This is a genomic window from Cryobacterium sp. Y62 (assembly GCF_002929785.1).
Classification (GTDB): Bacteria; Actinomycetota; Actinomycetes; order Actinomycetales; family Microbacteriaceae; genus Cryobacterium.
This window is the reverse complement of the sequence record NZ_PJJK01000103.1, coordinates 64,132-73,106: the sequence shown is the minus strand read 5'-3', so window position 1 is coordinate 73,106 and position 8,975 is coordinate 64,132. Positions and strand designations below refer to the sequence as shown.

General features: G+C 62.4%; 8 protein-coding genes and 1 pseudogene. 1 reads left to right on the top strand and 8 read right to left on the bottom strand.

Annotated features, from left to right (window positions below; translation table 11 throughout):
• The first annotated feature begins 371 nt into the window (after window positions 1-371).
• The gene (locus tag CXY71_RS09000) at window positions 372-1,262 is read left to right on the top strand and encodes an endonuclease domain-containing protein (RefSeq protein WP_104178057.1); all 891 of its coding nucleotides are present in this window, start codon (window positions 372-374) and stop codon (window positions 1,260-1,262) included.
• Between the two features lie 406 nt (window positions 1,263-1,668).
• Here the strand turns inward: CXY71_RS09000 and CXY71_RS08995 are convergent.
• The 8 genes and pseudogenes from CXY71_RS08995 to sdhC all read right to left on the bottom strand — a co-directional run.
• Window positions 1,669-2,319 (bottom strand): annotated as a pseudogene (locus CXY71_RS08995) (HAD family hydrolase); the annotation flags it as partial.
• 152 nt (window positions 2,320-2,471) lie between these two features.
• The gene (trpS, locus tag CXY71_RS08990; protein WP_104135300.1) at window positions 2,472-3,476 is read right to left on the bottom strand and encodes a tryptophan--tRNA ligase; all 1,005 of its coding nucleotides are present in this window, start codon (window positions 3,474-3,476) and stop codon (window positions 2,472-2,474) included.
• Complete coding sequence (locus tag CXY71_RS08985) at window positions 3,473-4,327, bottom strand: exodeoxyribonuclease III (RefSeq protein ID WP_104135299.1); 855 nt, start codon at window positions 4,325-4,327, stop codon at window positions 3,473-3,475. Before CXY71_RS08985 ends, trpS begins: the two co-directional genes overlap by 4 nt.
• 9 nt (window positions 4,328-4,336) lie before the next feature.
• Window positions 4,337-5,401 (bottom strand): YihY/virulence factor BrkB family protein, encoded by a 1,065-nt coding sequence (locus CXY71_RS08980; RefSeq protein ID WP_104135298.1) that lies wholly within the window; start codon window positions 5,399-5,401, stop codon window positions 4,337-4,339.
• Window positions 5,402-5,472: 71 nt separating this feature from the next.
• On the bottom strand, window positions 5,473-6,234 hold the full coding sequence (locus CXY71_RS08975; RefSeq protein WP_104135297.1) for a succinate dehydrogenase iron-sulfur subunit: 762 nt from the start codon (window positions 6,232-6,234) through the stop codon (window positions 5,473-5,475).
• Entirely contained in the window at window positions 6,234-8,054 is a 1,821-nt protein-coding gene (gene sdhA, locus CXY71_RS08970) for a succinate dehydrogenase flavoprotein subunit (protein ID WP_104135296.1), read from the bottom strand. Before sdhA ends, CXY71_RS08975 begins: the two co-directional genes overlap by 1 nt.
• 17 nt (window positions 8,055-8,071) lie before the next feature.
• On the bottom strand, window positions 8,072-8,524 hold the full coding sequence (locus CXY71_RS08965; protein WP_104135295.1) for a succinate dehydrogenase hydrophobic membrane anchor subunit: 453 nt from the start codon (window positions 8,522-8,524) through the stop codon (window positions 8,072-8,074).
• Window positions 8,525-8,536: 12 nt separating this feature from the next.
• On the bottom strand, window positions 8,537-8,950 hold the full coding sequence (sdhC, locus tag CXY71_RS08960; RefSeq protein ID WP_104135294.1) for a succinate dehydrogenase, cytochrome b556 subunit: 414 nt from the start codon (window positions 8,948-8,950) through the stop codon (window positions 8,537-8,539).
• Window positions 8,951-8,975 lie beyond the last annotated feature (25 nt).

Here is an 8,975-nt window from a genome sequence, read left to right as displayed (position 1 = left end):
GACCACACCCTCTACCAGGAACCAGCCGAGATCCCGATGCTCAAAACCGCTTGACAAAGACATTGAGATTCCCAATGCCCGTCGCGTCGCCGCCGTCGCACTTGCTAACATCGCGTTTAAAGAGCGAGGTGGACTTCAGACGCCGGTCCTGACCATGACCATCACGGTCGGGGCTAAGTCAGGAAATTCTCGCTCTCAGGCCCGGACCGCTGCCGGGCACTCCTCGTAAAGTCAAGGTTTTCCTGAATTCGCCACGCTGTTCGAACGCAACAACTGGTTCTGGAGTTATCCACAGGTGCTGATTCGCCCGTCTGTCCACCGAAATGCCGGTTCACGGTTTCAACAAGCCGGTTGATCACCATGCTGGCCACATGACTTGGGAATTGCTCTTTCAGGAATCGAGCCGAACAGTTATCCAGACCAGCGAGCTGAGAGCAGCCGGGGCGACCTGGCGGTCCCTCAAAGGGGCCGTCGACAACGGATTCCTGGTGCGCGGTCGTCGTGGGCACTACGCACTGCCCTCCACCAACCAACGTATTCTCGAAGCAGTACGCGTCGGTGGCCGGCTCAGCTGCATATCCGCAGCAGCCGACGTGGGCATCTTTGCGGTTGACCCGAGCATCGCGCATATCCATCTTGATCCAAATGCCTCGAGATTGCGTGCACCCAAGGATCGTTTTCAGCGGCTCACCGTGGCCAACCGCAAGGGTATTGAGTTGCATTGGGATCGGCTATCGGCCCCCGAGGACGGCACCGAGTACAGCATCGGTCTAGTGGATGCCCTGATTCAGATCTTTCGATGCCAGCAGCCGCGATTTGCATTGGCCTCGCTCGACAACGCCTTGCACTTGCAGAGGTTGCCGCTGTCTAGCGTTGCGGAGATTTTCGCCGCTCTGCCCGAAGAAATACAGTATCTCCGGTCCTGGGTCGATACTCGGAGCGAATCGGGCCAAGAAACCGTGCTCCGTTTCATCGTGCGACTTGCAGGGTTTCGGTTCGAAATACAGGTGTCGATCAGTGGCGTGGGGCGCGTTGACATGGTGATAGAAGGATGTCTCGTGATCGAAGCCGACAGCCGTCAGTTTCATGATGGTTGGGAGGCTCACCTGCGTGATCGCACCCGCGACTGTGACCTGGCAGGTATGTCCTACATGAGTTACCGCGCCATCCACCGAGACATTCTGTACCACCCAGAGCGCGTCATGGCCGCGATAGTCGGGCTCCTGGCCGTGCGGAATCACTTTCGCACCTACGTCCTGTAATGAGCGCCGAACCGCACAGCAGACCCTGGTTGCATGGCAAATTCAAATAATTTGGCAGTCCAAGCACGGCCATCCGCGTGTTGGCAGTGGTGGCTGCATCCGCTCGCGCAAATCTCCTGAATTAGCCACGCGGCGACCCTGCGATCGAGGTACCTCGTGCATGCTGTGGCAGGTTTCGCTTGCGGCGGCTTGCTCCGCTGCGTTTGGCTGGTAGATGTCACTTCGCCGGGTGACTCGACATGGTGCGCGGTGGCCCGTTCAGGAAATCCGTCGCCGCTGTGATCCAAATTGCCCGCGTCCCGGAGCCTTCGGGCAACCAGCCGACAGATTTCCTGAATTAGCCACGAAAGGACGATTACTACCTAGAGCCGTGGCCACGAGGGCGCCCAATGTGGTGGTGCCGGGGCTATTCGTGGGCAAGGGTGGAAGGCAGCGCGATGAGGGTCTCGATACGCAGTACTCCGAGGCGGGCGGCCTCGACGGAGTCGGAGTCTGTAGTTACGGGTGCCACGGGAACTGCGGCTTCGCGCGGCGAGGAGGGGGCAGCGGATGCGCCGACGCGGTCCAGCCAGACCCCCGTCAGCCCCGCGGCGGCGGCGCCCACAGCGTCCGTGCGAAGCCGATCACCGACATATACCGCTTCCTTCACCGGCACGTCGAACAGCGCGCAGGCATGCTGGAAGATGCGCGCATCGGGCTTGGCGAAGCCGAGAGCACCGGAGGTGACGACATGCTCAAACCGTTCGGTCAGCCCGACCCGCCGAATCTTTTCTTCCTGAAAACTTGGCTCACCGTTCGTGATGAGGCCAAAGCGCACCCCGGGCACAAGCTCCGCCAGCGCGTCTAAGCAGGGGAGCGCGTCATCGTGCAACCGCCAACTGGCCCGGTAACTGAGGAAGTAGTCGTCGAACCAGGCGTCAGCCTCGGCGTCAGTCAGGGAAATGTGGAACGATGCCGCGAAATCCTGGGCCCGGGCGCGTCGCTGTCCGGCAAAATCCAGAGCGCCCATCAGGTAGGAGTGATAGTGCTCCTCCTCGAGCGCGTCCCAGAGCACGGTCGCGGCGGCGCGGTCGCCGGTCGCAAATGCGCCTCAGATCCGGTCGAGGTGGAGCAGAATGCCCGCCGCGACCGCTCCCCGGTGCTCGAACAGGGTGTCGTCGAGGTCGAACAGCACCACTCGAGGCAGCGACAATGGGTCAGAATCACGCATCAGCTTTGAGGGAGGAAGCCGACGCGGTCGTAGACAGTGGCCAGGGTTTCGTTCGCGACGGCAGAGGCTCGCGCAGCGTTCGACGCGAGCACCCGGTCGAGTTCGGCCGGATCACCGAGCAATTCGGTGACGCGCTCGCGAATGGGGTCGAAGGTACCCAGGACGACCTCGACCAGACCCTTCTTCAGGTCGCCGTAGCCTCGCCCGGCGTACTCGTTTTCCAGCGACGCGATCGACTGCCCAGCGAGTACGGAGTAGATGGTGAGCAGATTGGCCACGCCGGGCTTGTTCTCGCGGTCGAAGACCACGCCGCCATCGGCATCCGTCACCGCTCGCATGATCTTCTTCCTGGTGACCCCAGGCTCATCGAGCAGCCAGATCACTCCGGCGTGCGACTCGGCCGACTTCGACATCTTCGACGTGGGGTTCTGCAGGTCGTAGATCTTCGCGGTCTCCTTCACGATCGCCACCTCTGGGATCGTGAAGGTGTCGCCGAACCGGGAGTTGAAGCGCAGCGCGAGGTCGCGGGTGAGCTCCACGTGCTGGCGCTGGTCCTCTCCGACCGGCACCACTGTGGTCTGGTACAGCAAAATATCCGCGGCCATCAGCGTCGGATAGGCGAACAGGCCCACCGTCGTCGCGTCGGCACCGTGCCGCGCAGACTTGTCCTTGAACTGCGTCATCCGGCTAGCCTCACCGAACCCGGTGATTGTGTTCAGCACCCAGGCCAACTGCGCGTGCGCGGCCACGTGCGACTGCACGTACAGCGTCGACGCCGAGGGGTCGATCCCGGCGGCAATGTACTGCGCCGCCGTGCCGCGGGTGTTCTCCCGCAGCTTTGCAGGCTCCTGCGCGACGGTGATCGCGTGCAGGTCGACAATGGAGAAGAACGCGTCGTGCGTCTGCTGCAGCGACTTCCAGTTGAGCAGAGCGCCGATGTAGTTGCCGATCTGCAGGGACTCGGCCGAGGGCTGCATGCCCGAATACAGGCGGGGTTTGGTCATGATTTGGCTCCAGAAAGGTCATAGTCGACAACGACGGGGGAGTGGTCGCTCCAGCGCTGGTCGTACGCGGCGGCCCGGTCGACCGCGTAGTTGACAACGGATGCCGCCAGCTCCGAGCTGGCCAGATGGTAGTCCAGTCGCCACCCGGTGTCGGTGTCAAACGCTTTTCCGCGTTGGGACCACCAGGTGTATGGTCCCTCAACCTCACCGGCCCATTTGCGCCCTACGTCTACCCAGCCCAGTCCGGCACCCGCGTTGTAGCGCGCGTCGTCTTCTGCGCCGAGGATCCGGTCGAAATACTCACGCTCCTCCGGCAGAAAACCGGCATGCTTCTTGTTGCCGCGCCAGTTCTTAATGTCGAGCGTGCGGTGGCCTACGTTGAGGTCGCCGAGCACGAGCGTGAGCGGGCTGTGCTCGGTCAGCTCGGGCAACCGGGCGAGCATGGCGTCGAGAAACTTGTACTTCTCGATCTGCTTCGGGGTGTCGGTCTCGCCGGAGTGCACATAGGTGCTCACGACGGTGATGATCTGGCCGTCGACCTCGTAGTCGGCTTCGAGCCAGCGGCCGGCGCTGTCGAATTCCTCAGCACCGAGGGCAACGCGGTGAATGGATGCCCCGGTGCGACTCGCCAGGGCAACCCCGGCCCGTCCTTTGGCGCTGGCGGCGTCGTGCAAAATATTCCACTCTGGCCCGAGCAATCCCTCAAGGTCTTCGGTGGAAGCGCGCACCTCTTGAATCGCGAGAATATCGACGTCTCGGGCATTGAGCCAGTCGCCCATTCCCTTGCGGTACGCGGCTCGCACCCCGTTCGTGTTGATGCTGGCAATGCGAAGGGGTTTGGCTGAAGACATGGACCAAGTCTAGTTAGCGGCATCCGCTCGGTCGTACTGCGTGACGACCGCTTCAGCCGTTCGGAGCCGTCGCCGGGCGCCCCGCCGGGCATACCAGGGCGAGGCATCGAGATCGGCTCTGGCGGCGGTGAGCTCGCCCTGCGCGGTTAGCCGTAGGGCATCGTGCATGCGCTGCGCCTGGTCTTCCGCCGCCTCATCGGCGCTGAGAGTATGTGGCGGAATACCGGCATCGTCCATCCCCACTGCAATCCACGACGCCGCGAGCAAGGTGACCGTGCTCACGAGGTTGAACCAGATCAGCAGCCCGATGATCACCACAAAGGTCGCCAGCAACGGGTTACGGCTGGCGCCACCGAGCAGCGCACCACCGAGAATTTTGAGCAGGCCGAGCGCCAACCCGCCGAGCAGCGCACCGGCGAACAGCCGCCGCACCGGAATGCGTACCCGCGACAGTACTCGGAACAAGCCGGCCAAGGTGAGGGTGTCGATGACGAGGACGACGACCAGGCCAATGGTGCGGGCCGAGGCTTCGTAGAAGAAAGAGTCCTGCGGTATGTGAAGAATGCCAAAGAGCAGGCCGAGCAGCGCGGTGCTCGCCAGCGAGACAATCGCCGACAACACGAGGGCAAGGCCGAAAATCAGCCCGAGGCCGAGCTCGCGCAGCTTGACCAGCAGAAAGAACATCGTCTGCTGAGGCATGTCAAAGACGGTGCGCACGGCCTGCGCCGTCGCCGAGAGCCAGCCGAGAGCGGTCAGCAGCAGCCCGATCAGGGCGATGAAGCCGGTCCAGGTGAGTATGCCAGCGGTCGCCAGCAGCTCGGGGTCGATAATGCCTTTGGTACCGATCAGCCCTGGAATCGACTGGTTGATGATCGCGTAGAGCGCATTCAACAGGCCCTGATTCGCGGTCAGAAAGAGCCCGGCAACCGAAAAGCCCACCCAGACGGCCGCGAAGATGGCGAAGATCGCCTGATACGACATTCCAGCCGCGAGGATGCTGCCACCCACATTGTTGAAGTGGGTCACCACCCGCACGGGCCGCCAGGCGAGGATGCGGGCTATGAGCTCATTCACACTGTTAGCTTAACCAAAGACACCCCCCGTCGAATCGACGGGGGGGGGTGTCTTTCATACCAACAGGGCGGTTAGGCCTTGCCGCGCATGATGGCCTGCTTGACCTCGGCGATGGCCTGGGTCACCTGGATACCGCGAGGGCAGGCATCCGTGCAGTTGAAGGTCGTGCGGCAACGCCACACGCCCTCCTTGTCATTGAGGATGTCGAGGCGCACGGCCGCATTCTCATCGCGGGAGTCGAAGATGAAGCGGTGCGCGTTGACGATCGCGGCCGGACCGAAGTACTGACCGTCGGTCCAGAACACCGGGCAGCTCGACGTGCATGCCGCACAGAGAATACATTTCGTCGTGTCGTCGAAGCGGGCGCGCTGGGCGACGGTCTGAATGCGTTCCTTGCCCTTGGGCGGGGCGACGCTGTTCATGAGGAACGGCTGTACCTCCCGGAAGGAGGCAAAAAACGGCTCCATGTCCACGATGAGGTCCTTCTCCAGCGGCAGGCCCTTGATGGCCTCCACGTAGATCGGCTTGGTGACGTCGAGGTCTTTCATGAGCGTCTTGCAGGCGAGACGGTTGCGACCGTTGATGCGCATGGCATCCGAACCGCAAACGCCGTGCGCACAGGAGCGACGGAAAGTCAGCGAACCGTCCTGCTCCCACTTGATCTTGTGCAGCGCGTCAAGCACCCGGTCGGACGGGTAGAGCTGCACGTCGAAGTCCTGCCAGTGCGGCTCGTCGTCGACCTCCGGGTTGAACCGGCGCACGATGATCGTCGCCGTGAACGACTGAATTTCTTCGGGGACTATGGGCTTGTTGTCGATTGTGGCTGTACTCACTAATACTTCCTCTCCATCGGCTGGTAGCGGGTAATGACAACCGGTTTCCAGTCAAGTTTGATGTGGTCGCCAGCCTCGGCCGAGTGCGGGTCGCCCGTCAGGTAGGCCATCGTGTGCTTTAGGTAGTTGGCGTCGTCCCGGGTGGGGAAGTCGTCGCGCTGGTGGCCGCCGCGGCTTTCCTTGCGGTTACGGGCGGAATACACGACGACCTCGGCGAGGTCGAGCAGAAAGCCGAGTTCGACGGCTTCGAGCAGGTCGGTGTTGAACCGGCGGCCCTTGTCCTGCACTCCGATGTTCTTGTAGCGCTCACGCAGCTGGTGAATCGTCTGGGTGAGCTCCGACAGCGACTCGTCGGTGCGGAACACCTGAGCCTTCTTGTCCATCTCCTCCTGCAGAATCTTGCGCAGTACTGCAATGCGTTCGGTTCCGGTTGACGAGCGGATGCCCTCCAGCAGTTCCCGCACGCCCCGTGCCGGGTCCGCCGGCACAGCGCGGAAGGCAGCCGTCTTGACGTATTCGACCGCGTTGTTGCCGGCACGTTTGCCGAACACGTTGATGTCGAGCAGCGAGTTGGTGCCCAGACGGTTGGAGCCGTGCACGGATACGCAGGCGCACTCGCCGGCCGCATACAGGCCGGGAACCACAGTGGTGTTGTCGCGCAGTACTTCGGCGTTCACGTTGGTCGGGATTCCGCCCATCGCATAGTGCGCGGTCGGCATGACCGGAACGGGTTCGGTGACCGGGTCGACGCCGAGGTAGGTGCGGGCGAACTCCGTGATATCCGGCAACTTGGTCTCGAGCAGTTCTTTGCCGAGGTGGGTGCAGTCCAGGTACAGGTAGTCCTTGTTCGGGCCGGCGCCGCGACCCTCAGCAACCTCCTGAAGCATGCAGCGCGAGACGATGTCGCGCGGAGCCAGGTCCTTGATGGTCGGTGCGTAACGCTCCATGAAGCGTTCACCGCTCGCGTTGCGGAGGATTGCACCCTCACCGCGCGCTCCCTCGGTCAAGAGGATGCCCAACCCGGCCAGTCCGGTCGGGTGGAATTGGAAGAATTCCATGTCCTCGAGCGGCAGGCCCTTGCGCCAGACGATACCGACGCCATCACCGGTGAGGGTGTGGGCGTTCGAGGTGGTCTTGTAGATCTTTCCGAAACCGCCGGTGGCGAAGATGAATGCCTTGCCTTGGAACACGTGCAGTTCGCCGCTCGACAGGTCGAGTGCCACCACCGCGGTCGGCTGATTGACACCGTCGATCTCAGTCATGACCAGGTCGAGCACGTAGTACTCGTTGAAGAAGTTGATACCGACCTTGACGCAGTTCTGGAACAGCGTCTGCAGAATCATGTGGCCGGTGCGGTCGGCGGCGTAGCAGGCGCGGCGAACGGGGCTCTTGCCGTGGTCGCGGGTGTGACCACCGAATCGACGCTGGTCGATCTTACCCTCTGGGGTGCGGTTGAACGGCAGGCCCATGTTCTCGAGGTCCATGACCGCGTCGATGGCTTCCTTGGCCAGGATCTCGGCGGCGTCCTGGTCAACCAAGTAGTCGCCACCCTTGATCGTGTCGAAGGTGTGCCATTCCCAGTTGTCTTCCTCGACGTTGGCCAGGGCCGCGGCCATGCCGCCCTGAGCCGCACCGGTGTGCGAACGCGTCGGGTAGAGCTTGGAAATGACCGCCGTGCTGGCGTGGGGGCCAGCTTCGAGGGCTGCACGCATGCCTGCTCCGCCTGCTCCCACAATGACGATGTCGTGCTGGTGGTAGTGCACACCGTCTACGACGGTGGACTCCGGGTTTGCGCCGGTAGGTGCTGTGGAGGATGTCATTTTTTTGTGTGCAGCTCCTATAGGGACTTACAGAATGAGGCCACGAGGTCGGCGGGCGCACCGGCGGGGCAGGGATCGAAGGTGAACACCACGAGGGTGCCCAGCACGATCAGCGCGACAACACTGACCAGGATCGCGATTTTCAGGATGCCGCGGCTCATCCGCGAGGTCGCGTAGTCATTGACCAGGGTGCGCATGCCGTTGCCGCCGTGAATCAGGGCGAGCCAGAGCATGATGATGTCCCAGGTCATCCAGAAAGGGTTGGTCAGCTTGCCGGCGACGAACGCGAAGTTCAGGGCGCTGACGCCCTCGCCAATCATGAGATTGACGAACAGGTGGCCGAAGATGAGCACGACCAGCACGACACCGGAGACGCGCATGTAGATCCAGCCCCATTTTTCCCAGTTGACGCCGCTCTTTTTCGTGGAGCGGGTATGTGGGCTGCGGGGAGCTTCGATTGTTGAAGTCATGTCTGTCGCCCCCTAGTGGCTGAACACGTTGATGAGGTGGCGCGGCACGAAGCCCAGCATGGTGACGACCCACAGGCCGATGACGACGTAGAACAGTACGCGCTGGTACTTGGCGTTCCAGAAGTCGATCAGAATGATGCGCACTCCGTTGAAGGCGTGGAACACGATGGCGCCGACGAGTGCGACTTCACCGAGGCCCATGATCGGCGTCTGGTACTGCCCGATGACCGCGTTATACGCTTCGGGGCTGACCCGCACGAGTGCCGTGTCGAGAATATGGACGAGCAGAAAGAAGAAGATCGCGACACCGGTGATGCGGTGCAAGACCCAAGACCACATGCCCGTGTTACCCCGATATAGGGTGCCGGCGGGGCGACGTGATGTCGTCTTCTGCTGAGAATCTAGGGTTCCTGCCTTCTGTGGCATGAACAACCCTCCCTGGCTGAATTGT